This is a genomic window from Stutzerimonas degradans (assembly GCF_024448505.1).
GTDB classification, from domain to species: domain Bacteria; phylum Pseudomonadota; class Gammaproteobacteria; order Pseudomonadales; family Pseudomonadaceae; genus Stutzerimonas; species Stutzerimonas degradans.
Genome location: NZ_JAMOHV010000009.1, coordinates 160,180 through 184,051, shown reverse-complemented (window position 1 = coordinate 184,051; position 23,872 = coordinate 160,180). Strand labels below are relative to the sequence as shown.

Genomic DNA, 23,872 nt, shown 5'->3' with positions numbered 1-23,872 from the left:
CCCCGGCTCGCATGCGCGCCGGGGCTTTTGCGCAGATGAAGATGCCCAGCCAACTCGCCATTTCCCTCGGCCAGCATTCGGACCGCGGACGCAAACCGGCCAACCAGGACTTTCACGGCGCCTGCGTGCCCAGCGATGCCCAGCTCGCCAGCAAGGGCATCGTCATCGCGCTGGCCGATGGCATCAGCAGCAGCGAGGTCAGCCATATCGCCAGCGAAACCGCAGTGGCGAGCTTTCTCTCCGACTACTTCTGCACCTCCGACGCCTGGTCGGTGAAGCAGTCGGCGCAGCGGGTGCTGGTGGCGATCAACTCCTGGCTGCATGCGCAGACCCGCCACAGCCCGCACCGCTATGACCGCGACCGCGGCTATGTCTGCACCTTCAGCGCGCTGGTGCTCAAGTCCGCCAGCGCGCACCTGTTCCACGTCGGCGATGCGCGCATCTATCGACTGCGCGACGGCGGCCTCGAACAGCTGACCGAAGATCACCGCGTGCGCGTGTCGGCGGATACCAGCTACCTCGGCCGCGCGCTGGGCATCGACCGGCACCTGGAGATCGACTACCGCACCCTGCCGCTGGCGGTCGGCGATCTGTTCCTGCTCGCCACCGATGGCGTCTACGAGCACATCGGCGCGCGGGATGCGGCGCAGCTCGTCGCCGAGCATGGCGACGACCTCGACCTGGCGGCGCGCCGGATCGTCGAGCGGGCATTGGCCAACGGCAGCGACGACAACCTCACCGCACAGCTGGTACGCATCGACAGCCTGCCGGAGCAGGCCGTCGACGACGTGCAGCGGCAACTCGGCGAACTGGCGCTGCCGCCGCTGCTGGAACCGCGCATGCAGTTCGACGGCTACCGCATCGTTCGCGAGCTGCACATCAGCAGCCGCAGCCATGTGCACCTGGCCGTCGAAGAAGCCAGCGGCGCCAAAGTGGTGCTGAAGACGCCGTCGATGGATCTGCGGGACGACGCGGCCTATCTGGAGCGCTTCCTGCTGGAGGAGTGGATCGCCCGCCGCCTGGACAATCCTCATGTGGTCAAGGCCTGTCCGCCACCGCGGCAGCGCCGCTACCTGTACACCGTGAGCGAGTTCATCGACGGCCAGACGCTGGCGCAATGGATGCTCGACCATCCACAGCCGGACCTGGAAACCGTGCGCGGCATCGTCGAGCAGATCGCCCGCGGCCTGCGCGCCTTCCACCGCCTGGAAATGCTGCACCAGGACCTGCGCCCGCAGAACCTGATGATCGACGCCACCGGCACGCTGAAGATCATCGATTTCGGCTCGACCCGCGTCGCCGGGCTGGCCGAGCGCAATGCGCCGGGTACGCAGGACAACCTGCTCGGCACCGCCGCCTATACCGCCCCGGAATACTTCCTCGGCGAGGCCGGCACGCCGCGTTCGGATCAGTATTCGCTGGCGGTGATTGCCTATCAGCTGCTCAGCGGCCGCTTGCCCTACGGCGCCGACGTCGCCAGGGCACGCAGCCGCGCAGTACAGCGGCGCCTGCGCTATCAGCCGCTGCGCCATGCGCAGCGCGATATCCCGGCGTGGATCGACGAAGTGCTGGGCAAGGCGCTGCATCCCGATCCGGCGCGGCGCTATGCCGAGCTGTCGGAGTTCGTCTTCGAGCTGCGCCAGCCCAACCCGGCCTTTCTCAACCGCGCCCGCCCGCCGCTGTTGGAACGCAACCCGTTGCTGTTCTGGAAAGGCCTGTCACTGCTGCTGGCCGGTACAGTAGTTGCGCTGCTGTTGCGCTAGCCGCGCTGGCGCAACAGTGTCGTGGCGCCCTGGGGCTTGCGCGTGTACCAGAACACCCGGCTGACGCCGCGGGTGATCGCCACGTACGCGAGACGCAGGCTCTCATCGGCCTGCGCCTGGTCGTAACTGTTGCGAAAGAAGCCGGACGCGGCATACAGCGCGTTGCGCAGCGGGTGTTTCTCCGCGGGCAGGCAATCGTCGACGATGATCGCGACTTCGGCCTGCAAACCCTTGGCGCGGTGAATGGTGTAGGCCTTAACCGGCAGCTTGCGGTCCAGCTGCGCCTGGATCTGCCGCAGCGGCTCGTTGCGCCGGCTGAGCAGCAGCACCGCGGTGCGCTCGCGGCTCTGGCGTTCAGCCGCATGGGCACACTGCGCGTTGATCTGCTCGATCAGCTGCGCCAAGCCCTTGTTGAGGTCGAAGCGCGGCACCAATTTCACTCCGTGATCGCCCGGCTGCATCGGTCTGGCCGCCTTACTGGCCTTGGCCTGTTTGAACGCGACGCCCGCCAGCACGGCCTCGGCATCGCGAATCACCGGCTCGATGGAGCGATAGTTGGTGTCCAGCAGCAGCGTCTTGCTGCCCTTCGCCCTGCCGCGGCGCGGGAAATACTTGTCGAAGTCCATGAACAGCTCCGGCGAGCTGCCGCGCCAGCCATAGATCGACTGCCAGTCGTCACCGATGGCCATCAGGCTCGGTGCCTTGCCGTCGCGCGCGACCCGGCGATGCAGCGCCTGCAGCCACTGGACGATCTGCGGGGAGATGTCCTGGAACTCGTCGATCAGCAGGTGCGTGAATGGCGCCAGCTGCTCCGCTGCGATGCCTTCGCCGCTGGTCAGGCGCTCGCTGAGTTGCACGAAGGCACCGTTGAACGTCTGCAGGCCCTGCTCGGCCAAGCAGGCCTCGAAATGCCGATGGAAGGCCATCAATGCCTCGATGAACAGCCGCTCGCGCGGCGCGCACGGCAGCGCGCCAGGTTGCAGCCGGTCGATGCGCAAGCCGATGCTTTCGATGAAGCCCGTTTGCATGTGGAATGCCTCGTACAACGGTAACGCGCGAAACTCTCCCGCCAGCTTGAAGCCATCCAGCGGTGCCCTCGCGGTCGCACGCTTGCCGTTGGCCGGCTCGGCGGGAGCCGGCAGCCCGAGCAGCTCATGCACCTGGCGACGAAATGCCTCCTCGGCGCTGTAACAGCGCTGGTAGGCCTGCTTCAGCAGCCGCTGCTGCGCAGGACGCAGGCGCGCGGCGGCCAACGGATTGTCCGGCTGGTCGGCCGACGCGGCCTTGTCGTCAAGCTGCTCGAACCACTGCTGGCGGCCCAGCACCTCGCGCGCCAGCATGCCCATCGCGGCATGGAAGGTACGGACGCATTCGCGCGCCTGCCCGGCATCGAAAGGAAATCCCCAGAAGCCGAGCACCTTGAGCAATTGTTCGCGTAGCTCTGCGCAGGAGGCATTGGTGAAGGAAATCACCGTCAACCGCGCCGGTTCGATGCCCAGATGACAGAGCATGAACACGACCCGCAGTACCAGCGTGGTGGATTTGCCCGAACCCGCCCCGGCGAATATCCGCGTCAGCGGGCTGCGGCAGAGAATCATCGCCCACTGCTCATCCGACGGCATGTTGATGACGCCGGCCGCCACCGCGCGGCCAACCTGTTCGCGCATAGCCTCGATCTGCGCCGCGCTGACCGGCAGCTCACCGGACGCGTAGATATCGTCGGCAGCCACCGGCCGCGCGCTTCGTTGGCGTGCCGGCGGACTTTTCGCAGGTTTGCCTGCGTCCTGCTTGCCTTTCCCCTTGCGTGCTTTCCCTGCCTTGCCACCGGCCGGTGCTGCGACCGATTTGCCCCAGCGGCGAAATACCAGCTCGTCCTCGTTGCGCAGATGTGCCGCTGTGCGTGGGAAGCAGCGCGCCAGCGTTCCAGCAACGAGCAGGGTGTAGCGCTTCACGGCAGCCAGCATGCGAGATCCGATGAGATGTATGTCATTGATATAGTAAGTTTTTTTCACGTCCGCGGGCGGCTGGCGAGAGGAACGGTCGTACGCTTCGCGGGCCTGCACCATTGTGGTGCGACAAATAGCCACAATGATTCAACGATATTGTTATCAAGCTGCATTTGTATTCATTAGATATCACTTAAAGCGCGACGGACAATTGCAGCGAGGCTCCCAGGTGCCTGACCTGGGAGTCGTCGCGATTTCGCTGAGTCAGAGAAATCGCGACCGTCATAACCCAAAGGAAATACCCATGAAAAAAATCGTGATCTCCATGCTCGCCCTCGGCGGCGCTCTGGCTCTGCAGCCGGCGCTGGCGCAGGACGGCGAATCGCTGTTCAAGAGCAAGGCCTGCGCGGCCTGCCATTCGATCGACGCCAAGCTGGTCGGCCCGTCCTACAAGGAAGTCGCAGCCAAGTACGCAGGCCAGGCGGACGCCGCCGCCATGCTCGCCGGCAAGATCAAGAACGGCACTCAGGGCACCTGGGGCCCGATCCCGATGCCGCCAAACGCAGTCACCGACGAAGAGGCGAAGATCCTCGCCGAGTGGGTGTTGAGCCAGAAGTAACACCCAGCGCCAAAGGCAGCTTGCTTGGCCGCGACGACTGCCTTTGGTGCATTGCGTCACCCCTTAACCCACTAATCAACTAGGTCTTGACCCTTATCAACGCTCCAAGAGGCTTCTATGACCACATTGCCAATACATACGCGCCGTTCGGAGGCTCAAATGTTTGGCTCTGTACGCTGGAACGACCACTTGATGCAACGTTACGGGCAGCTTGACCCGCATCAGTGCGGGTACCCGCGAACCGCCGATTTCACCACCGCGATCGCACCGCTCGACCTGCTGCGCGCGTTGCGCGACAGCCGCAAGGCACAACGCCCCCTTTCCCTCGCCGTGCAGCTACCGCTGCTGCCGCACGACGAACTGACGCTCTACATCGCCGATCTGGAGCGCGAAATCGATCTGCTCGCCTGTCACCTCGGCGAACATCCTCGCGTTGAGCGTCTGCAGCTCAACGCCGGCCGCGCCAGCCTCGACCAGTTGCGTCGGCTGATCGGCCATGTGCAATCACGCTTCGAGCTCAACCCTCATGAGCCGAACGAATTCAGCGTCGAGGTCGAACTCGCCCATGCTGATTGGCCGCTGGTCGGCGTCTTGCGTGAGCTGGGCTTCAACCAGTTGAGCGTCAGCGTCCCCGACCTGCATGCCGATCTGGGCAATTCCGTCGAGTATTTCCAGAGCACCAGCCGCATCCGCGCGCTGATCGAGGCGGCGCGCACGCTGCACTACCTCTCGGTGAACGTGGACCTCGGTTACGGCCGTTCCTGGCAGACGCCGACCAGCTTCGCGCGCAAGCTCGACTCGATCATCGAGCTGCAGCCTGACCGCGTCTCGATGTTCGATTACCGGCAACTGCCCGCCCCCGCCTCGCGGCGCCTCAGCCTCGCGCCGGCTGATGTCACCCAGGCATTGCACCGCTGCGGCATCGAGCGCCTCGCTGCGGCTGGCTACCGCTTCATCGGTCTGGGCCACTTCGCCCTGCCCCACGACGAACTGACGATGGCGCAGGAGCTTGGCTGCCTGCGCCATGACATCGGCGGCTACACCACGCTCGCGCAGTTCGACCATCTCGGTCTGGGCGCCGGCGCGGTCAGCCGGGTCGGCGATCTCTACGTGCGCAATCACTCGTCGATCGCGGATTACCGGCAGGCACTTGCCCAGGCCCAGCTTCCTACTGACCGCGGCCTGCTGCCTGCCAGTGTCGATCGTGGGTTGCGGGCGATCATCGAACAACTGCTGTGCGACGGCTACCTGGACTTCACCAGCCTGCAGGCACGCGCCGGCGTTGTGTTCCAGGAACGCTTCGCAACGCTGCAACCGCTGCTGGAGCAACTGCAACGAGAAGGCCTGCTGCACCTGCGTGCACATGCCATCGAAATTCAGCCGGACGGCTGCCTGCTCATCCCCGCGCTCTGCGCGGTGCTGGCGCAGCCTGGGCTGGCAGATCGGCTGACGGATGCGCTCTCGTCTGCCGATTCCGCTTCGCTGAGCGCGAGGTAGCCTCATGGCCAAGAAGTTCCCGCTCAACCCGCCGCATCCCGAACGCATCTGCTGGGGCTGCGACCGCTACTGCCCCGCGACCTCGCTGGGCTGCGGCAACGGCGCCGACCGCACGATGCACCCCTCGGAAATGCTCGGCGAGGACTGGTACCTGTACGGCGACTGGGACATCGAGCCCGCCGATATCCCGCAGCAGCCAGCCGATCCCGCGTTGATCGCCCGCCAGGGCTGACAGCGCCGCAGCCGCGGAACGCCTGTGGCAACCCGCAGTCAGTTGCTGCATCAGCCCTGACGAGGATTGCCCGATGAACTCACCCTACGAATCCCGCGACCAGAACGTGCATGGCTGGGAACGCGCTGCCTCGCTGGCCGGCGGCCTGCTGTTGCTTGGCCTGGGGGCGCGCCGCGGCGGTGCGAGCGGGCTGTTGCAGGCAGCGGCCGGCGCTCTGGTGCTGTTACGCGGCATCAGCGGTCGCTGCGAGGCCAAGCGACTGCTCAGCGCGACACCTCCGCAGCGCCAGCCGGCGCCAGCTCGCTACAGTCATATGCCGCTGGATTCGGAAGTCCACAGTCCGGATTTCGAGAGCGCCAGCGTCAGCCTGCCCGACGCGACACCGATGGGCCACGAGCTGTCCACCTCCCGCACCTGACGGCCGCGCTGGAGAAACCCTGACACCGATGGTATAGCTGGCAACCCCGCCCTACGACACGGGCCGGCTTCGGAAACAGGAGTTCGCTTTGATTCCCGCAGCGCTCATCACCGCCTTGCGCGGCGCGCGTCACGTGCAGGTGTTCACCGGTGCTGGCGTCTCGGCCGAGAGCGGCATCGCCACGTTCCGTGACACGCCCAGCGGTCTGTGGGAGCGCTACGATCCGGCGACGCTGGCAACCGCACATGCATTTCGCCAGGACCCTGCGCTGGTCTGGGGCTGGTACGAGTGGCGCCGCATGCAGGTGCTGCTGGCGCGGCCGAATCCAGCCCACCTCGCCATCGCCGCACTGGCGCAGCGGGTGCCGAAGCTCACGCTGGTGACGCAGAACGTCGACGACCTGCACGAGCGCGCCGGCAGTACCGAGGTGATCCACTTGCACGGCAGTCTGCACCAGCCGCGCTGCTTCGCCTGCGCACGCTCACCGAGCCAGCCGCTCGGCCTGCCCGACGAACCCGAAGGCGGCCGCCACCTCGAACCGCCGCGCTGCGAACACTGCGGCGGCAGGCTGCGTCCCGGCGTGGTCTGGTTCGGCGAAAGCCTGCCGGAAGCGGCACTCACCGCAGCATTCGCCGCGGCCGACAGTTGCGATGTGCTGATTTCCGTGGGCACTTCTGGTGTGGTGCATCCCGCCGCACAGATCCCCGAACGCGCCTGGCGGGCCGGTGCCGTGCTGGCGCACGTCAACCCGCAACCGCTCGGCAGCCATGCCGAACGCGAGTTCCTGCTGCGTGGTACGGCGGCGCAGCTGATGCCGCAGTTGCTCCAGGCCGCCTTCAACGATTGACTGCACCCCGCCAGGCCGCGCCGCTGAGCCTTCCGTTCATCCATCTCGCTTCGCTTATAGTCGCGGCCAGAACTAGACTGCTATCAGCAACTTGCAGGAAGCCAGGCACACGATATGGGCGCAGTATGGCGGTCCGACACTCCTCCCGCAGGGCGCTCGCAATGCGCTCCGAATAACCGTTCCCGAAAACCCACACCGAAGAAGGATCGCCGCCGGATGCGCCCGCTCGGCCTGCTGCTGTTCGCCACACTGTTTGGCGTGGGGGGTTATGCCACCTGGCATGAGCTGCAGACTTCGCAGTGGCAGGCCCGCTGGGTCAGCCGCTATGCCGCGAGCCTGGACTATCACCTTGCCCCCGGCCCGAGCAGCGAAATCCGCTTCCCCGAGGACGGTCCGTTCGACCGCCGGCTGGGCTACGTGCAGCTACCAACGTTCATCGAACGGCTGAGCGCGCGCGGCTTCGAGGTGCAGGCGCAGGCGCGCTTTTCGCCAACGCTGCTCGACTACGCCAGTCGCGGCTTCTTCGTGCCCTATCGGCACCAGTCGCAGGTCGGCCTGACCATCTACGACTGCCGTGGCCTGCCGCTGTATACCAACAGCTACCCGCAGCAGTTCTACGAGAGTTTCGAGGACATTCCGCCGCTGGTGGCACTGAGCCTGCTGTTCATCGAGGATCGCGGCCTGCTGGACGCCAGCCGGCCGACCGTCAACCCGGCGGTGGACTGGCCGCGCTTCGCCAAGGCGGCGATCAGCCAGCTGGAAAAACGCCTCGGCCTCGGTGGCCAGGCATCCGGCGGTAGCACCCTGGCGACGCAGGTGGAGAAATATCGCCATTCGCCCGAGGGGCGCACCGGCGATCCGCAGGAGAAGCTGCGGCAGATGGTTTCCGCCAGCGTGCGCACCTATCGCGAAGGGCCGCAGACGCTTGCCGCCCGCCAGCGCATCGTGCGCGATTATCTCAACAGCGTGCCGCTCTCGGCGGCGTCGGGTCATGGCGAGGTCCACGGCATCGCCGATGGCCTGCGGCTGTGGTACGGCGCCGATTTCGCCGAGGTTAATCGCCTGCTCGATCCGCGCCGCAACGCCGACAGCGACCTCCAGGCCCGCGGGTTGGCGCTGCGCCAGGTGCTTTCGCTGCTGATCGCGCAGCGTCGGCCATCCTACTACCTCGGCGCCGGCCGCAAGGAGCTGGCGTCACTGACCGACAGCCACATCCGCCTGCTGGCCGCCGGCGGCATCGTCGATACCCGCCTGCGCGAGGCCGCCCTCGCCCAGCAGGTCGAGTTCCGCGATCTGCAGCGCGAGCCGGCGATCCGTACGGTGGAGGCGACCAAGGGCATCAGCGTCGCGCGCATGCGCCTGGCCGGCCTGCTGGGCATGCCGCTGTACGATCTCGACCGCCTCGACCTCACCGCCAGCACGCCGCTGCAGGGCGAATTGCAGACCAAGATCAGCGCCTACCTGGCGAGCCTTGCCGACCCCCAGGTGGCCGCTGAGGTCGGCCTGTTCGGCGAACGCATGCTCTCGCCGGAGAAGACCGCCGACGTACGTTACAGCTTCACGCTGTTCGAGCGCGGCGAGCAGGGTTTCCGCGTGCGGGTGCAGACCGACAACACCAACCAGCCGTTCGACATCAACGAAGGCAGCAAGCTGGAACTCGGCTCCACCGCCAAGCTGCGCGTGCTGACCACCTATCTGGAGATGATCGCCGAGCTGCACCAGCGTTACTCGATCCTCGACACGCGCCAGCTGCGCGAACTGGAGGTACGCGACCCGCTCAGCCGCTGGGCCGTGGCCTACCTGGCGCAGAGCAGTGATCGCAGCCTACCGGCGATGCTCGATGCGGCGATGGAGCGGCGTTACTCGGCAAGTCCGGCCGAGCGCTTCTTCACCGGCGCCGGGCTGCACCACTTCAACAACTTCCGCCGCGAGGACGACCACCGCATCGCCAGCGTGCGCGATGCGCTACGCGAATCGCTGAACCTGCCGTTCGTGCGGCTGATGCGCGATCTGGTGAGCTACAGCACGCATGAGGCGATCAACAGCGCCGAGCTGCTGAAGAACGACAAGGACCCGCGGCGCCTGGAATACCTCACCCAGTTCGCCGACCGCGAGGGCTCGATCTTCCTGCAGCGGTTCTGGCGCAAGTACCGCGGGCAGTCCGCCGAGCAGCGTATCGAAACCTTCCTGCAGGGTATGCGCCCGACGCCGGTACGGCTGGCGGCGGTGCATCGCTATCTGCTGCCTGACGCGCCGCGCGCGGCGTTCGATCACTTCCTGACCTCGCGTCTGCCGGCCGCCGCTCTCGACGCCAAGGATCTGGACGCGCTGTACACCCGCTACGGCCCCGGCGCGTTCAGCCTGCCGGACCAGGCCTACATCGCGCGCACCCACCCGCTGGACCTGTGGCTGCTCGGTTACCTGATCCAGCATCCCGGCGCCAGCCTGTCGGAGGTAGTCGCCGCCAGCCGCGACGAACGCCAGGAAGTCTACGGCTGGCTGTTCCGCAGCCGGCACAAGAGCGCTCGCGACAGCCGTATCCGCATCATGCTGGAGGTCGAGGCCTTTACCGACATCCATCGACGCTGGCAGCGGCTGGGCTATCCGTTCGACAACCTGGTGCCATCGCTGGCCACCGCGCTGGGCAGCTCGGGCGACCGACCCGCCGCGCTGGCCGAACTGATGGGCATCATCCTCAACGACGGGGTGCGCCTGCCGAGCGTGCGCATCGACAGCCTGCACTTCGCCGAAGGCACGCCTTACGAGACCCGCCTCGGCATACGCCCGAACATCGGCGAGCAGGTACTGCCGCGCGAGGTGGCCGCGACCCTGCGCGAGGCCCTTGCCCAGGTTGTGGAAGGCGGCACCGCGCGGCGCCTGCAGGGCAGCTTCGTGCAGAGCGACGGCAGTCCGCTGCGCGTCGGTGGCAAGACCGGCACCGGCGACAACCGTATCGACACCGTCGCGGCCGGCGGCCGGCTGATCAGCTCGCTGGCGATGAACCGTACGGCCACCTTCGTCTTCTACCTGGGGCCGAATCATTTCGGCACGCTGACGGCCTACGTACCCGGGCAGACGGCCGACAGCTTCCGCTTCACCTCGGCACTGCCGGTCCAGACGCTCAAGGGCATGGCGCCGATCCTGCAGCCCTACCTGCAGGCCGGCGCCGACAGCCTTTGCCAGCCGCCCCGACCGAGCCGCCAGGTACCGTCGGCCCAACCGACGCGCCTCACCGCCGGTACGCCGGGCACGCAATAGGCAAAGCCAGAGGCGCGCCGGAGCGAGTACGGCGCGCCTTAATTTGGGGGCAAGCCCAGCAGCCGTGCCTGATTCTGCTGTGCCAGCTCCTTGAGGTAGTCCCAGGTGGTGCGCATGCGCGCCAGATCCTTGAACTCGATGGGCATCAGCATCCAGAACGTGCGGGTGAAGCTCACCGCGTCGGGCAACAGCAGCTGCAGGCGCGGATCGGCATCGGCGGAAAACGCCGGCAGGATGGCGATTCCCGCGCCCATCGCCACCGCTTCCTGCTGGGCCAGCAGGCTGGTGCTGCGCAGGCCGATGGAGCGGGCGTCGGCAATGCCGTCGAGAAACAGTAGCTCCTTGCTGAACAGCAGATCGTCGACATAGCTGACGAAGCGATGCGCGGCCAAATCGTCGCGACTGCGGATCGGCGCATGCTCGGCCAGGTAGCCGGGCGATGCATACAGCCGCAGCACGTAGTCGGTCAGTTTGGTGATGATGAACGGGCCGCGCTCCGGGCGCTCCAGGGTAATGACGATGTCTGCCTCGTGACGCGACAGGCGCACCGCGCGCGGCAGTGCCAGCAGATCGATGTTCAGATGCGGATAGCGCCGGCTCAGACCGGTGAGCTGCCCAGCCAGCATCACCGTGCCGTAAGCCTCGGTGGCGCCGATGCGCACCTGCCCGGAAAGACCGTCGCCCATGCTCGGCAGCGAATGCTCGATGGCGGCACTGGCGCTCTCCATCGCCTCGACCCGCGGCAGCAGGTTGCGCCCGGCTTCGGTGAGGCGATAGCCGCCGGGTTCGCGCAGGAACAGCTGCGCGCCCATGCTTTTTTCCAATGCCTGCAGACGCCGCGAAACCGTGGTGTGATCGACCGCCAGCCGCCTTGCCGCCGTGGTCAGTCGCCCCGCGCGGGCCACTTCGAGAAAGTAACGCAGGTTGTCCCAGTCCATGTTTGCCGCTCTGGTCGTTGGTTCCCGTGCATATTTGCACAACGACTCTGCAGCCGACCGCATTGTCTTGCGTTTTTTTGCATTGCTAGGATCAAGGCAGCTTCTCGCAGCTGTCCGCGAGCCGATAACAACAACTGAGCCTAATCAGGCGGAGAGCGATATGACCGGTTCCATCCCCAGCGTGAAATTGCTGATCGGCGGCGAGTTCGTCGAATCCACCACCCAAGACTGGCGCGACGTCGTCAATCCCGCCACTCAGGAAGTGCTGGCCCGCGTGCCGTTCGCCACCGCGGCGGAAGTCGACCGCGCCGTCGCCAGCGCCGCCGAGGCATTCAAGACCTGGCGCAAGACGCCGATCGGTGCCCGTGCGCGCATCTTCCTCCGCTATCAGCAGCTGATCCGCGAGCATATGAAGGAGCTGGCGGCCATCCTCACCGCCGAACAGGGCAAGACCCTGCCCGATGCCGAGGGCGACGTGTTCCGCGGCCTGGAAGTGGTCGAGCATGCCGCCGGTATCGGCAACCTGCAGCTCGGCGAACTGGCCAACAACGTTGCCAGCGGTGTGGATACCTACACCCTGCTGCAGCCGCTGGGCGTCTGCGCCGGCATCACCCCGTTCAACTTCCCGGCGATGATCCCGCTGTGGATGTTCCCGATGGCCATCGCCACCGGCAACACCTTCGTCCTCAAGCCCTCCGAACAAGACCCGATGGTCACCATGCGCCTGTGCGAACTGGCGCTGGAAGCCGGCGTGCCGCCAGGCGTACTCAACGTGGTGCACGGCGGCCCGGACGTGGTGAATGCGCTATGCGATCACCCGGTCATCAAGGCGGTGTCCTTCGTCGGCTCGACCCGCGTCGGTACTCACGTCTACAACCGTGCCAGCGCCGCCGGCAAGCGCGTGCAGTGCATGATGGGCGCGAAGAACCACGCCATCGTGCTGCCTGATGCGCACAAGGAGCAGAGCCTCAACGCCATCGCCGGCGCCGCCTTCGGTGCCGCCGGCCAGCGCTGCATGGCCTTGTCGGTCGTGGTGCTGGTCGGCGAGGCGCAGCAGTGGATTCCCGATCTGGTGGCCAAGGCGAAATCGCTCAAGATCAGCGCCGGCACCGAGCCGGGCGCCGACCTCGGCCCGCTGGTCTCCTGCGCCGCGCTGGATCGCGTCAGCGGGCTGATCGAACGCGGCGTCGCCGAAGGCGCGACCCTGGAGCTGGACGGCCGTAACCCGCAGGTGGCCGGCTTCGACAAGGGCAACTTCGTCGCACCGACGATCTTCTCCGGCGTGAAAGCCGAGATGAGCATCTACCAGGAAGAAATCTTCGGCCCGGTGCTGTGCGTGATGAGCGCGGCGACGATGGACGAAGCCATCGCGCTGATCAACGCCAACCCGAACGGCAACGGCACCGCCATCTTCACCCGCTCGGGCGCCGCGGCGCGGCACTTCCAGGAAGAGATCGACATCGGCCAGGTGGGCATCAATGTGCCGATTCCGGTGCCGGTGCCGATGTTCTCCTTCACAGGCTCGCGCGCCTCCAAGCTCGGCGACCTCGGCCCCTACGGCAAGCAGGTGGTGCAGTTCTACACCCAGACCAAGACCGTCACCGAACGCTGGTTCGATGAGGATGCGGTCGGCTCCACAGTCAACACCACCATCAACCTCAAGTGACCCGCAACGGGCCGGCGAGCACGCCGGCCCTCAAGGAACGCTCATGACATTCGAAACCCTGCTCGTCGACATCCAGGATCGCGTCGCGCTGATCACCCTGAACCGCCCGCACGCACTCAACGCCTTGAACAGCCAGCTGATCAGCGAGCTGAACAGCGCCCTCGGCCAGCTCGAGGCCGATCCTGAGGTCGGCTGCATCGTGCTCACCGGCTCGGCCAAGGCCTTCGCCGCTGGTGCCGACATCAAGGAAATGGCCGACCTCAACTACCCGCAGATCTACCTCGACGACTTCTTCGCCGAGGCGGACCGCATCGCCAGCCGGCGCAAGCCGTTGATCGCCGCGGTGGCCGGCTACGCACTGGGCGGCGGCTGCGAGCTGGCGCTGTTGTGCGACATGATCTACGCCGCTGACAACGCCCGCTTCGGCCAGCCGGAAATCAACCTCGGCGTGCTGCCGGGCATCGGCGGCACCCAGCGCCTGACCCGCGCCGTGGGCAAGGCCAAGGCCATGGACCTGTGCCTGACCGGCCGCCAGATGGATGCCGAAGAGGCCGAGCGCGCCGGCCTGGTGGCGCGCATCTTCCCGCAGGAAAGCCTGCTGGAGGAAACGCTGAAGGCCGCCCGGGTGATCGCCGAGAAATCGCTGCCCGCCACCATGATGGTCAAGGAAAGCGTCAATCGCGCCTTTGAAACCACGCTGGCCGAGGGCATCCGCTTCGAGCGCCGGGTGTTCCACTCGGTGTTCGCCACCGCCGACCAGAAGGAAGGCATGGCCGCGTTTGCCGAGAAGCGCAAACCGGAGTTCAAGAACCGCTGAGCCACACTCAACAGGCCGTTCGAAAGCGTCGCGAGCGACGGCTATGCAAGGCGAAATCACCCGAGGAAGCGGAGTTTACAAGTCGTAAATGAGCTTTCGAGGGGGATTTCAACGCCGCAGAGCCTAGCGCAGTAGCTTTCGGATGGGCTGCAAAAGGAACGAGCCATGCATATCGGATTCATCGGACTAGGCAACATGGGCGCGCCGATGGCGCGCAACCTGCTCAAGGCCGGCTACGCGCTCAGCGTGTTCGACCTCAACGACGCCGCAGTGCGCGAGCTGGTTCAAGCGGGTGCGCTGCCAGCCGAATCGCCGGGCGCCATCGCCCGCGGCAACGCCGACGTCATCATCACCATGCTGCCCGCCGCGCCTCACGTGCGCAGCGTCTACCTGGGCGACGACGGACTGATCCAGAACGTGCGCCCCGACGTGCTGCTGATCGACAGCTCGACCATCGACCCGCACAGCGCCCGCGACGTCGCCGCGGTGGCCGCCCAGCACGGCAACCCGATGCTCGATGCGCCGGTCTCCGGCGGCACCGGCGGCGCGGCCGCCGGCACCCTGACCTTCATGGTCGGCGGCAGCACGGCGGACTTCGCGCGCGCCCGGCCGATACTCGAGGCCATGGGCAAGAACATCATCCACTGCGGCGATAGCGGCAACGGCCAGGTGGCCAAGGTCGCCAACAACATGCTGCTGGGCATCTCCATGATCGGCGTGGCCGAAGCCATGGCGCTGGGCGTAGCACTGGGCATGGATGCCAAGACTCTGGCGGGGGTGATCAATACCTCCAGCGGTCGCTGCTGGAGTTCGGACACCTACAACCCGTTCCCCGGCGTATTGGAGAACGTGCCGGCTTCGCGCGGCTACAGTGGCGGTTTCGGCACCGACCTGATGCTCAAGGACCTGGGTCTGGCCACCGAAGCCGCCAAGCAGGCGCGCCAACCAGTGATTCTCGGCGCGCTGGCCCAGCAGCTCTACCAGGCCTTCAGTGCACAGGGCCACGGCGGCCTGGACTTCTCCGCGATCATCAATCAGTACCGCAAGGATTCCACCCATGAGTGAAACCGAACGCCCCGTGCTGGCGGCCGTGCGCAACCACATCGGCCACCTCACCCTCAACCGCCCGGCCGGGCTCAACGCAGTGAACCTGGAGATGGTGCGCCTGCTCGACCAGCAGTTGCGTGCGTGGGCGGTCGATCCGGCAATTCACGCCGTGGTGCTGCGCGCCAACGGCGAGAAGGCCTTCTGCGCCGGCGGCGACATCCGCTCGCTGTACGACAGCTTCAAGCGCGGCGATACCGAGCACGAGACCTTCTTCGAGGAGGAATATGCCCTCGACCAGTACATCCACGCCTACCCCAAGCCGCTGCTGGCGCTGATGGACGGCTTCGTCCTCGGCGGCGGCATGGGCCTGGTGCAAGGCGCTGCGCTGCGGGTGATCAGCGAACGGGTGCGCATGGGCATGCCAGAAGTCGGCATCGGCTATTTCCCGGATGTCGGCGGCAGCTATTTCCTCTCGCGTCTGCCCGGCGAGCTGGGCACCTATATGGGCGTGACCGGCCTGCCGATCCGCGCGGCCGACGCGCTGCATGCCGGCCTGGCCGACTGGTGCATCAGTCACGAGCAGATCGCCGAGCTGGATCGCTGCCTCGATCACATGAGCTGGAGCATCCATCCACAGGAGGCGCTGCGCACGCTGGTGGCGACCCTTGGTACCAACCGCCTGCCCGGCTCCGAGCTGAAGGCCCTGCACCAGGCCATCGACGAGCATTTCGGCCAGCACGACGTAGCGGCCATTCGCGCTTCGCTGGCCGCCGAAACCCGCAGCGAGTTCAGCGATTGGGCCGAGGAAACCCTCAAGGTGCTCGACAGCCGCTCGCCGCTGGCGATGTGCGTGACGCTGGAGATGCTGCGCCGTGGTCGCGACCTGCCGCTGGCCGAGTGCTTCGCCCTGGAACTGCATCTGGATCGCCAGTGGTTCGCCCAGGGCGACATCATGGAAGGCGTGCGCGCGCTGATCATCGACAAGGACAAGTCACCACGCTGGAACCCGCCGACGCTGGCCGAAGTCACCCCCGAACGGGTACAGGCGTTTTTCGCCGGTTTCAAGACCGCCTCCGGCAAGACCCGGCGCAGCGCCACGGTCTGAGCTCCGGCACGCCAACGACAAGAAGGACAGCGCTATGCATGACCTCGAACTCAGCGAAGACCAACGCATGATCCGCGACATGGCGCGCGACTTCGCCCGCCGCGAGATCGCGCCTCACGCGCAGGCCTGGGAGAAGGCCGGCTGGATCGACGACGCGCTGGTGGCGCAGATGGGCGAGCTGGGCCTGCTTGGCATGGTCGTCCCGGAGCAATGGGGCGGCAGCTATATCGACTACGTGGCGTACGCCCTGGCCGTGGAGGAAATCTCCGCCGGCGACGGCGCCACCGGCGCGCTGATGAGTATCCACAACTCGGTCGGCTGCGGCCCGCTGCTCAACTACGGTTCGCAGGCGCAGAAGGACGAGTGGCTGGCGGAACTGGCCAGCGGTCGCGCCATCGGCTGCTTCGCCCTCACCGAACCGCAGGCCGGTTCGGAGGCGCACAACCTGCGCACCCGTGCCGAACTGGTGGACGACCATTGGGTGCTCAACGGCAGCAAGCAGTTCTGCAGCAACGCGGGCCGCGCGAAGCTGGCCATCGTCTTCGCCGTCACCGACCCAGAACTAGGCAAGAAAGGACTCTCCGCGTTTCTCGTACCCACCGACACCCCCGGTTTTGCCGTGGAACGCAGCGAACACAAGATGGGCATCCGCGCCTCGGACACCTGCGCGGTATCGCTCAGCGACTGTCGCATCCCACAGGAAAACCTGGTCGGTGAACGTGGCAAGGGCCTGGCCATCGCCCTGTCGAACCTGGAAGGCGGTCGCATCGGCATCGCCGCGCAGGCGCTCGGCATCGCCCGCGCCGCGTTCGAGGCCGCGCTGCGCTATGCGCGCGAGCGGGTGCAGTTCGGCAAGCCGATCGCCGAGCACCAGAGCATCGCCAACATGCTCGCCGACATGCAGACCCAGCTGAACGCCGCGCGCCTGCTGATCCTGCATGCCGCGCGACTGAAGAGTGCCGGCCTGCCCTGCCTGTCCGAGGCTTCACAGGCCAAGCTGTTTGCCTCGGAGATGGCCGAGAAGGTCTGCTCGCAGGCGGTGCAGATACACGGCGGCTACGGCTACCTGGAGGACTACCCGGTCGAGCGCTATTACCGCGATGCGCGCATCACGCAGATTTACGAAGGCTCCAGCGAAATCCAGCGCCTGCTGATCGCCCGCGAGCTGGCCCACTACCCGCTGTAATCCGCACAGAAACACGAAGGCCCGCCCTCGCCTCGCCATCCACGGGAACGTGAATGATGGGGTGAGAAGCGGGCCTTTTTCAGCCGCTGTTTCAGATCAGGCGGAGAGTTCCACCAACAGCTTGTTCAGGCGCTGCACGTAGGCAGCCGGGTCCTTCAGGCTGTCACCGGCCGCCAGTGCGGCCTGGTCGAAGAGGATGTGCGAGAGGTCGGCGAAACGGTCTTCGTCAGCCTCGGCATCCAGCTTCTCGATCAGCGGGTGCTGCGGGTTGAACTCGAAGATCGGCTTGGCTTCCGGCACCTTCTGCCCACTGGCTTCGAGAATCTGGCGCATCTGCAGGCCCAGATCCTGCTCGCCGATGGCGAGGATCGCCGGCGAATCGGTCAGACGATGGGACACACGCACCTCGGCCACTTCGTCACCGAGCGCACCTTTCAGGCGTTCGATCAGCCCTTCCTTGGCCTTGGCGATTTCTTCCTGGGCCTTCTTGTCTTCTTCGGAGTCCAGTTTGCCGAGGTCCAGATCACCGCGGGCCACATCGACGAACTGCTTGCCGTCGAACTCGGTGAGGTAGCTCATCAGCCACTCGTCGATGCGGTCGGTGAGCAGCAGCACTTCGATACCCTTCTTGCGGAAGACTTCCAGGTGCGGGCTGTTCTTGACCTGCGCATAGCTTTCGCCGGTGAGGAAGTAGATCTTGTCCTGGCCTTCCTTGACGCGGCCGAGGTAGTCGGCAAGCGACACCGACTGCTCGCCGGAGGCGTCGCTGGTGGAGGCGAAGCGCAGCAGGCCGGCAATCTTCTCCTTGTTGGCGAAATCCTCCGCCGGACCTTCCTTGAGCACCTGGCCGAACTGCTTCCAGAAGCTCTGGTAGTCCTCGGGTTTGTCCTTGGCGAGCTTCTCCAGCATGTCCAGCACACGCTTGGTCAGCGCGGATTTCATGCTGTCGATCACCGGGTCCTTCTGCAGGATTTCGCGCGAGACGTTCAGCGACAGATCGTTGGAGTCGACCACACCCTTGATGAAGCGCAGGTACAACGGCAGGAACTCGTCGGCCTGGTCCATGATGAACACGCGCTGCACATACAGCTTGAGGCCCTTGGGCGCTTCGCGATGGTACAGATCGAACGGCGCGCGACCTGGCACGTAGAGCAGCGAGGTGTATTCCAGCTTGCCTTCGACTTTGTTGTGGCTCCAGGCCAGCGGGTTCTCGAAGTCATGGGCGACGTGCTTGTAGAACTCCTGATATTCCTCGTCCTTCACGTCGCTGCGCGGACGGGTCCACAGGGCGCTGGCGCGGTTGACGGTTTCCCACTCGGGTTCGGTCGGCTTGTCCTTCTCCTCGCCATGGAATTCTTTCGGCAGTTCGATGGGCAGCGCGATGTGGTCGGAGTATTTCTTGACGATGTTGCGCAGGCGCCAGCCATCGGCGAACTCTTCCTCGCCCTTCTTCAGGTGCAGGACGATGCGGGTGCCGCGCTCGGCTTTGTCGATGGTGGCAACTTCGAATTCGCCCTCACCCTGCGAGGACCAGTGCACGCCCTCGCTCGCCGGTGTTCCGGCGCGGCGGCTGTAGACATCGACCTTGTCGGCGACGATGAAAGCCGAGTAGAAGCCGACACCGAACTGGCCGATCAGATGCGAATCTTTCTTCTGGTCGCCGGAGAGGTTCTTCAGGAAGTCAGCGGTACCGGATTTGGCGATGGTGCCCAGATGGGCGATGACGTCCTCGCGGTTCATGCCGATGCCGTTGTCCTCTAGGGTCACGGTCTTGGCATCCTTGTCGAACGACAGGCGGATCTTCAGCTCGGCGCCGCCCTCGAGCAGCTCGGGCTTGGCCAGCGCCTCGAAGCGCAGCTTGTCGGCCGCGTCGGAGGCGTTGGAGATCAGTTCGCGGAGGAAGATTTCCTTGTTCGAGTACAGCGAATGGATCATCAGGTGAAGCAGCTGCTTCACTTCGGTCTGGAAGCCCAGAGTTTCTTTTTGAGTCTCCACACTCATCGGTCACACACTCCACATCGTCGATTGGCACGGGCCGCGGCTGCGGCAGTGTCAGGCAGATGGGGTTCGAGTGACGGATTTCAAGGGTGGCGGCCGCCGCGCAGGCGTGCAACGGCCGAGTGGTTCACCGGGCAGCGTTTACGGTTCGAGGAGTTCCAGCAGGACGATCTCGCCCGGTGCCAGGTTGTAGTAAGCCTCGCCGGGACCGCTGATGACCCGGCGGATACGCAGGTTGCCGTCCTTGTCGAGCCCGGCGAAACGCCCTTCCGCAAGGCCTCCTCGCTCGGTGTGCGCGCGCACCAGCAGATGCTCGTAACGGCCTGGGTTTTGCAGCAGCCGCTCCAACGAAAAGCGTGGCCGACGGTCGAGGTTGCTGGTCGGCGCTACGGCAACCGGCTGCGCCTCGGCCGCGCGCGGTTTCGCCTCGGGCTGCGACTCGACGGCCAGCGGCGGGTAATCGTCGCCGTCCACCGTCCAGCCCTGCGCGGTCTTGAGCAGCACCAGCGGTTGCTCGGCCGCTTCACCAGCGATCTGCCCACGCACCGTCAGCTCCAGCCGGGCGGCCGGCAGCTTGATGTCATCCAGCGGCGCCAGCTCGACATCACGGGTATGGTGGCGACGTTGCAGGTAGTCGCGTACGACATAGGCCAGCGTATCGGCGGAGTCGTGCCGGCGGTCGACAGCACCGTCGCGAAAGCGCAGGTGGCTGCTGTAAAGCTCGACCTTGCCGCTCAGGCTGGTCGCAAAGTGCGGCGGCATGACCAGATGAAAATCCCCGCGCAGCCGGTTGGGCGCCTCCGGCACCAGATTGAGATGCAGGGTATAGCCGCGCGTGATGCGCCGAGACTCGGGCAGTTCACGCCCCGGCTCCAGCCATGAAAGATGGACCACCGGCAGCGCGCCTTCATCGTCCGGCAGCACATCCAGCGCCAGTGCCCCGCTGACCGCTGCGGGCAGATGGATGCTGACTTCCTGCTGGGCAAAGAACTCCGTGCCGGCACGCAACGTCAGCACGCCGTCGATCAGCTCACCATATTGCGGCTTGAAGGTGCGGCCGTTCAGCTGGCCGCGCAGCTCGGTGTCCAGTTCGGGCTTCACCTCCCGCGGCAGCCACTGCAGGCTGAAGATCGCCGTCAGCCGCTCCGGATCGCGCGCGGCCAGCAAGGAAAGGCCGACGATCGTCGGGATGAAACCCAGCCCGATGACCAGCATGGCCTTGCGCGCCACGTTCCAGTGGCGCACCACATATGCCAGGGTGATAGGCGGCAGCAGACTGCCGATGCCCCAGAACAGGCTGGTCGCGAAAGCGAGGCTTACCAGCCAGACGAGCCCGACGAGGGTCAACAGCACACCGCCGAGAATCAACAACGCATCCATTCACAATCCTTGAATCACACGTGGGTGGTCGCCAGCCGGCCGCCCCATGTGCAACGTCAGGGTTCGTCGATCTTGAAATGGCAGCGTGCGGTGGCGATGGGTTCGGCCTGAGTGGTCTGCCAGGCAGTGATCGCGACGTTGGCGACCCTGCGGCCCTGGCGCCAGACCTGGCAGGCAGCGAAGGTGTCACGATAGTGACCGGCCCGCAGATAATCTATCGAGAAGTCGATGATTTTCGGCAAATGCGGAGCGCCCATGAACATCAGCAGATGCAGCATCGCGGCGTGTTCCATGAAGCCCGCAATGACGCCGCCGTGGATCGCCGGCAGCATCGGATTGCCGATGTTGTCTTCGTTCTGCGGCAGGCGGAACACCATGTCGTCGCCCAGACGCAGGCACTCGATGCCGATCAGACGTGCGTAGGGCACCAGATTGATCAGCGGATCGTAATCGTTGCTGGCATGCGCCTGACGAACCAGCTCGTTGAAGTTCATCTTGCTCATGCCTGCGTGCCCTTTCCGCCTGCTGGCTGCGTGCCCTTGCCCATGCGCATGAAGGCGCCGACCACATGGGCGATCGGTTCGTTGATATCGCGCTGGTAGGCGACGCCGCGGGTGAAGATCACCGTGGGGGTCACTCGATAGCACTCGGCGAAGCCGAACACATCGTGCCCCGGTTCGGCCGGATGCATGTAGTCGATACGCAGGTCGAGCGTCGGACAGACCTCCAGCTCGGGCAAGGCGCAGGCCGTGGAGATGCCGCAGGTGGTATCCATCAACGTGGTGATCGCGCCGCCGTGAATGCCGCCGGTTTCGGGATTGCCGATCAGCTTTTCACTGTACGGCAGGCGCAGGGTCAGTCCGCTGCGGTCGGCATGTTCAACGCTCAGGCCCAGCACCTGGCAGTGCCGCAGCAGGGAAAGAAAACGCTGGGTACGTTCGAGAATCTGGCTATCGCTCATCTGCACGCTCGGATGATCAATCGAGCCGGGCATCATAGCGGCTCGCCAGTACCTGCCCTACTCCTTGAGCGAATCGCTGATGGAAGTTGGCGTGAACACCATGACCCTGAGCACGTCGGAGTGGAACTCCCGACGATAGAGCACCAGGACCACACCGGTGGTGACCGCCATGAAGAACCACGGGTGGATGAACCAGGCCAGCGTCGCCATGCCGAAGTAGTAGGCGCGCAGACCGAAGTTGAACTGGTTGGCCGCCATCGAGAGAACACGCGCCGCGCGTTGGCCGAACGCCTTGCGCTCGTGATCGCTGACGTTGCGCTCACCGGCCATCGGCGCGGAAGCCACCAGCACCGCCGCGAAGTTGTACTGGCGCATGCACCAGCTGAAGGTGAAGAAAGCGTAGACGAAAACCACCGCCAGCCCCAGCAGCTTGATTTCCGAGAGGCCGCGACTGACCGGCTGGGCGAAGGGCAGATCCGCCAGCAGCGAGACCGCGCGATCGGAAGCACCCAGCGCGGTGAGCACACCGGCGAGGATGATCAGCGTACTGGAGGCGAAGAACGAGGCATTGCGCTCGAGATTGCCGATCACGTTGGCATCGGCAATGCGGTTGTCGCGCAACAGCAGGCGCTGCATCCAGTCCTGGCGGTACAAATGCAGCACACTAGCCAGGCAGGCGGTGTCGCGGCCGCGCCAGGTGGCATAGCGGGTATAGCCAACCCAGCAAATGATGAACCAGACAACCGCGACTACATGCGGCAGAAGATGATCGGCAAACATCATGGGCAGCCCCTCGTGAACTGCGCCGGATTATAGCGAGGTCGCATGATCGCCAGCACCCGTGCGCGGTAGCGAGGAGCCACCCGTGCGCTCATACCTGCCGATGCTTGCCGAGCAGACGATCGACCAGCGCGGCAACGATGAGGGTCACCAAGGCCGGCACCAGCCAGCCCATGCTCTGCGCGGCCAGCGGCAGCGCGCCGAACCAGGCGGGAACCAGCTGGGTGAAACCAGCCGCAGCCAGCCCGTCGGTCACACCAAAAATCAGCGTCACCGCCATCACCGGCCGGAACACCCGCGCCTGCGAGACCCAGAGCCGATCGAGCAGACTCAGCGCGATCAACACGATGGCCAGCGGATACAGACCTACCAGCACCGGTACCGAAACGCTGATCAGCTGGGTAAGACCCTGGTTGGCCACCAGCAGGCTGAACAGGCTGAACACAATCACCACGTTGCGGTACGAAACCGGCAGCAGCGCGCTGAAGAACTCACCGCAAGCGGCCGTCAGGCCAACTGCCGTGGTCAGGCAGGCCAACGTGATAACCACGGCCAGCAACATGCTGCCCATCGTACCGAAGGTGTGCTGGACGTAGCTGGTCAGGATCTGCACGCCATTTTGCGCGTCCCCGGCGATACCCTGGCTGGTGGCCCCGAGGTAGAACAGCGAGAGGTAGACCAGCGACAGGCCGATCGCTGCAATCACGCCGGCCGTCATCGAATACCGAGTCACCAGTGTCGCGTCGCTCACGCCCTTGTCGCGGATCGCAGTGGCGATGACGATACCGAAGACCAGCGCGCCGAGCGTATCCATCGTCAGGTAGCCTTCGAGAAAGCCCTTGATCATCGGACTGGCACGATAGCTCTCGGCGGCACTGCCGATTTCACCTGCCGGCAGAAACAGCGCAGCTCCACCGAGTACCAGCAGCGCCGCCAGCAGCACGGGCGTGATGATCTTGCCGACACTGTCGACCAGACGCCCGGGGTTCAGTACCAGGAACAGCACAGCGGTGAAGAACAGCGCGGTGTAGACCAGCAGCGGCGCCGCCGTATTGCCGGTGAACGGCGCGATGCCCATCTCGAACGACACCACGGCCGTGCGCGGGGTGGCGAACAGCGGACCGATTGCCAGGTACACCGCGATCGCCAGCAACGTACCGGCGCCCCGGCCGAGCGGCGCGGTGAGCCGGTCCATGCCGCCGCCCACGCGAGCAAGTGCCACGACCGTCAACAGCGGCAGCCCTACGCCGGTGAACAGGAAGCCTAGCGCCGCCTGCCAGATGAATTCACCAGCGGCCATACCAGCGCTGGGCGGGAAGATGATATTGCCGGCGCCAAGGAACAGCGCGAATGTCATGAAGCCAAGGGCCAGCAGATCGAAGCCTTTCAAACGATTCATGCGAAACAACTACCG

The 23,872-nt window shown here is 65.6% G+C and carries 20 protein-coding genes; 12 read left to right on the top strand and 8 right to left on the bottom strand.

Annotation, left to right across the window (positions count from 1 at the left end):
• Positions 1-41 precede the first annotated feature (41 nt).
• Positions 42-1,763 (top strand): bifunctional protein-serine/threonine kinase/phosphatase, encoded by a 1,722-nt coding sequence (locus tag NAV27_RS13440; RefSeq protein ID WP_219807410.1) that lies wholly within the window; start codon positions 42-44, stop codon positions 1,761-1,763.
• Here the strand turns inward: NAV27_RS13440 and NAV27_RS13435 are convergent.
• Positions 1,760-3,727, bottom strand: coding sequence for a DEAD/DEAH box helicase (locus NAV27_RS13435; RefSeq protein WP_102828540.1), 1,968 nt, complete (start codon positions 3,725-3,727; stop codon positions 1,760-1,762). The two genes, NAV27_RS13440 and NAV27_RS13435, sit on opposite strands and share 4 nt — an antisense overlap.
• A 286-nt stretch (positions 3,728-4,013) precedes the next feature.
• Between NAV27_RS13435 and NAV27_RS13430 the strand changes: the two genes are divergently transcribed.
• The 6 genes from NAV27_RS13430 to NAV27_RS13405 all read left to right on the top strand — a co-directional run bounded on the left by NAV27_RS13430 (position 4,014) and on the right by NAV27_RS13405 (position 10,580).
• Positions 4,014-4,328: a c-type cytochrome gene (locus NAV27_RS13430; protein WP_102828541.1), complete on the top strand. Its 315-nt coding sequence runs from the start codon at positions 4,014-4,016 to the stop codon at positions 4,326-4,328.
• Between the two features lie 192 nt (positions 4,329-4,520).
• Positions 4,521-5,825: an oxygen-independent coproporphyrinogen III oxidase gene (locus NAV27_RS13425; RefSeq protein ID WP_102828542.1), complete on the top strand. Its 1,305-nt coding sequence runs from the start codon at positions 4,521-4,523 to the stop codon at positions 5,823-5,825.
• 4 nt (positions 5,826-5,829) lie between these two features.
• Positions 5,830-6,057: a DUF3079 domain-containing protein gene (locus NAV27_RS13420; RefSeq protein WP_043298439.1), complete on the top strand. Its 228-nt coding sequence runs from the start codon at positions 5,830-5,832 to the stop codon at positions 6,055-6,057.
• A 73-nt stretch (positions 6,058-6,130) separates the two neighbouring features.
• A complete protein-coding gene (locus NAV27_RS13415; RefSeq protein WP_102828543.1) occupies positions 6,131-6,475 on the top strand; it encodes a YgaP-like transmembrane domain in 345 nt (114 codons plus the stop codon).
• Positions 6,476-6,563: 88 nt separating this feature from the next.
• Complete coding sequence (locus NAV27_RS13410) at positions 6,564-7,322, top strand: SIR2 family NAD-dependent protein deacylase (RefSeq protein ID WP_102828544.1); 759 nt, start codon at positions 6,564-6,566, stop codon at positions 7,320-7,322.
• A gap of 114 nt (positions 7,323-7,436) precedes the next feature.
• Positions 7,437-10,580, top strand: coding sequence for a biosynthetic peptidoglycan transglycosylase (locus tag NAV27_RS13405; protein WP_369805837.1), 3,144 nt, complete (start codon positions 7,437-7,439; stop codon positions 10,578-10,580).
• 38 nt (positions 10,581-10,618) lie between these two features.
• On the opposite strand, the gene NAV27_RS13400 is transcribed toward NAV27_RS13405, so the two are convergent.
• Complete coding sequence (locus NAV27_RS13400; RefSeq protein ID WP_102828546.1) at positions 10,619-11,518, bottom strand: LysR family transcriptional regulator; 900 nt, start codon at positions 11,516-11,518, stop codon at positions 10,619-10,621.
• A 160-nt stretch (positions 11,519-11,678) separates the two neighbouring features.
• On the opposite strand from NAV27_RS13400, the gene NAV27_RS13395 reads away from it, so the two are divergent.
• From NAV27_RS13395 to NAV27_RS13375, 5 genes are all read left to right on the top strand, one after another.
• Positions 11,679-13,184 (top strand): CoA-acylating methylmalonate-semialdehyde dehydrogenase, encoded by a 1,506-nt coding sequence (locus NAV27_RS13395; RefSeq protein ID WP_102828547.1) that lies wholly within the window; start codon positions 11,679-11,681, stop codon positions 13,182-13,184.
• A 43-nt stretch (positions 13,185-13,227) separates the two neighbouring features.
• The gene (locus NAV27_RS13390) at positions 13,228-14,001 is read left to right on the top strand and encodes an enoyl-CoA hydratase (RefSeq protein ID WP_102828548.1); all 774 of its coding nucleotides are present in this window, start codon (positions 13,228-13,230) and stop codon (positions 13,999-14,001) included.
• Between the two features lie 165 nt (positions 14,002-14,166).
• Entirely contained in the window at positions 14,167-15,066 is a 900-nt protein-coding gene (mmsB, locus tag NAV27_RS13385; RefSeq protein ID WP_102828549.1) for a 3-hydroxyisobutyrate dehydrogenase, read from the top strand.
• Positions 15,059-16,153, top strand: a complete 1,095-nt coding sequence (locus NAV27_RS13380; protein ID WP_102828550.1) for an enoyl-CoA hydratase/isomerase family protein — start codon at positions 15,059-15,061, stop codon at positions 16,151-16,153. Before mmsB ends, NAV27_RS13380 begins: the two co-directional genes overlap by 8 nt.
• 34 nt (positions 16,154-16,187) lie before the next feature.
• Positions 16,188-17,339, top strand: a complete 1,152-nt coding sequence (locus NAV27_RS13375) for an acyl-CoA dehydrogenase family protein (RefSeq protein WP_102828551.1) — start codon at positions 16,188-16,190, stop codon at positions 17,337-17,339.
• Positions 17,340-17,435: 96 nt separating this feature from the next.
• Here NAV27_RS13375 and htpG read toward each other — a convergent pair whose 3' ends face one another.
• The 6 genes from htpG to brnQ all read right to left on the bottom strand — a co-directional run bounded on the left by htpG (position 17,436) and on the right by brnQ (position 23,857).
• Complete coding sequence (gene htpG / locus NAV27_RS13370; RefSeq protein ID WP_043298422.1) at positions 17,436-19,340, bottom strand: molecular chaperone HtpG; 1,905 nt, start codon at positions 19,338-19,340, stop codon at positions 17,436-17,438.
• A 138-nt stretch (positions 19,341-19,478) separates the two neighbouring features.
• On the bottom strand, positions 19,479-20,717 hold the full coding sequence (locus tag NAV27_RS13365; RefSeq protein WP_102828552.1) for an MFS transporter: 1,239 nt from the start codon (positions 20,715-20,717) through the stop codon (positions 19,479-19,481).
• A 56-nt stretch (positions 20,718-20,773) separates the two neighbouring features.
• The gene (locus NAV27_RS13360) at positions 20,774-21,220 is read right to left on the bottom strand and encodes a PaaI family thioesterase (RefSeq protein WP_008568831.1); all 447 of its coding nucleotides are present in this window, start codon (positions 21,218-21,220) and stop codon (positions 20,774-20,776) included.
• Complete coding sequence (locus NAV27_RS13355; protein WP_008568832.1) at positions 21,217-21,678, bottom strand: PaaI family thioesterase; 462 nt, start codon at positions 21,676-21,678, stop codon at positions 21,217-21,219. The genes NAV27_RS13360 and NAV27_RS13355 overlap by 4 nt, the downstream gene beginning before the upstream one ends.
• Positions 21,679-21,735: 57 nt before the next feature.
• Complete coding sequence (locus tag NAV27_RS13350) at positions 21,736-22,461, bottom strand: DUF599 domain-containing protein (RefSeq protein ID WP_043298418.1); 726 nt, start codon at positions 22,459-22,461, stop codon at positions 21,736-21,738.
• An 88-nt stretch (positions 22,462-22,549) separates the two neighbouring features.
• Positions 22,550-23,857: a branched-chain amino acid transport system II carrier protein gene (gene brnQ, locus NAV27_RS13345; RefSeq protein ID WP_077683351.1), complete on the bottom strand. Its 1,308-nt coding sequence runs from the start codon at positions 23,855-23,857 to the stop codon at positions 22,550-22,552.
• Positions 23,858-23,872 lie beyond the last annotated feature (15 nt).

Coding starts and splice junctions, on each gene's coding strand:
- NAV27_RS13440 (WP_219807410.1), top strand. CDS start 42: ATGCCCAGCCAACTCGCCATTTCCCTCGGCCAGCATTCGGACCGCGGA.
- NAV27_RS13435 (WP_102828540.1), bottom strand. CDS start 3,727: ATGCTGGCTGCCGTGAAGCGCTACACCCTGCTCGTTGCTGGAACGCTG.
- NAV27_RS13430 (WP_102828541.1), top strand. CDS start 4,014: ATGAAAAAAATCGTGATCTCCATGCTCGCCCTCGGCGGCGCTCTGGCT.
- NAV27_RS13425 (WP_102828542.1), top strand. CDS start 4,521: ATGCAACGTTACGGGCAGCTTGACCCGCATCAGTGCGGGTACCCGCGA.
- NAV27_RS13420 (WP_043298439.1), top strand. CDS start 5,830: ATGGCCAAGAAGTTCCCGCTCAACCCGCCGCATCCCGAACGCATCTGC.
- NAV27_RS13415 (WP_102828543.1), top strand. CDS start 6,131: ATGAACTCACCCTACGAATCCCGCGACCAGAACGTGCATGGCTGGGAA.
- NAV27_RS13405 (WP_369805837.1), top strand. CDS start 7,437: ATGGGCGCAGTATGGCGGTCCGACACTCCTCCCGCAGGGCGCTCGCAA.
- NAV27_RS13400 (WP_102828546.1), bottom strand. CDS start 11,518: ATGGACTGGGACAACCTGCGTTACTTTCTCGAAGTGGCCCGCGCGGGG.
- NAV27_RS13395 (WP_102828547.1), top strand. CDS start 11,679: ATGACCGGTTCCATCCCCAGCGTGAAATTGCTGATCGGCGGCGAGTTC.
- NAV27_RS13390 (WP_102828548.1), top strand. CDS start 13,228: ATGACATTCGAAACCCTGCTCGTCGACATCCAGGATCGCGTCGCGCTG.
- mmsB (WP_102828549.1), top strand. CDS start 14,167: ATGCATATCGGATTCATCGGACTAGGCAACATGGGCGCGCCGATGGCG.
- NAV27_RS13380 (WP_102828550.1), top strand. CDS start 15,059: ATGAGTGAAACCGAACGCCCCGTGCTGGCGGCCGTGCGCAACCACATC.
- NAV27_RS13375 (WP_102828551.1), top strand. CDS start 16,188: ATGCATGACCTCGAACTCAGCGAAGACCAACGCATGATCCGCGACATG.
- htpG (WP_043298422.1), bottom strand. CDS start 19,340: ATGAGTGTGGAGACTCAAAAAGAAACTCTGGGCTTCCAGACCGAAGTG.
- NAV27_RS13365 (WP_102828552.1), bottom strand. CDS start 20,717: ATGGATGCGTTGTTGATTCTCGGCGGTGTGCTGTTGACCCTCGTCGGG.
- NAV27_RS13360 (WP_008568831.1), bottom strand. CDS start 21,220: ATGAGCAAGATGAACTTCAACGAGCTGGTTCGTCAGGCGCATGCCAGC.
- NAV27_RS13355 (WP_008568832.1), bottom strand. CDS start 21,678: ATGAGCGATAGCCAGATTCTCGAACGTACCCAGCGTTTTCTTTCCCTG.
- NAV27_RS13350 (WP_043298418.1), bottom strand. CDS start 22,461: ATGATGTTTGCCGATCATCTTCTGCCGCATGTAGTCGCGGTTGTCTGG.
- brnQ (WP_077683351.1), bottom strand. CDS start 23,857: ATGAATCGTTTGAAAGGCTTCGATCTGCTGGCCCTTGGCTTCATGACA.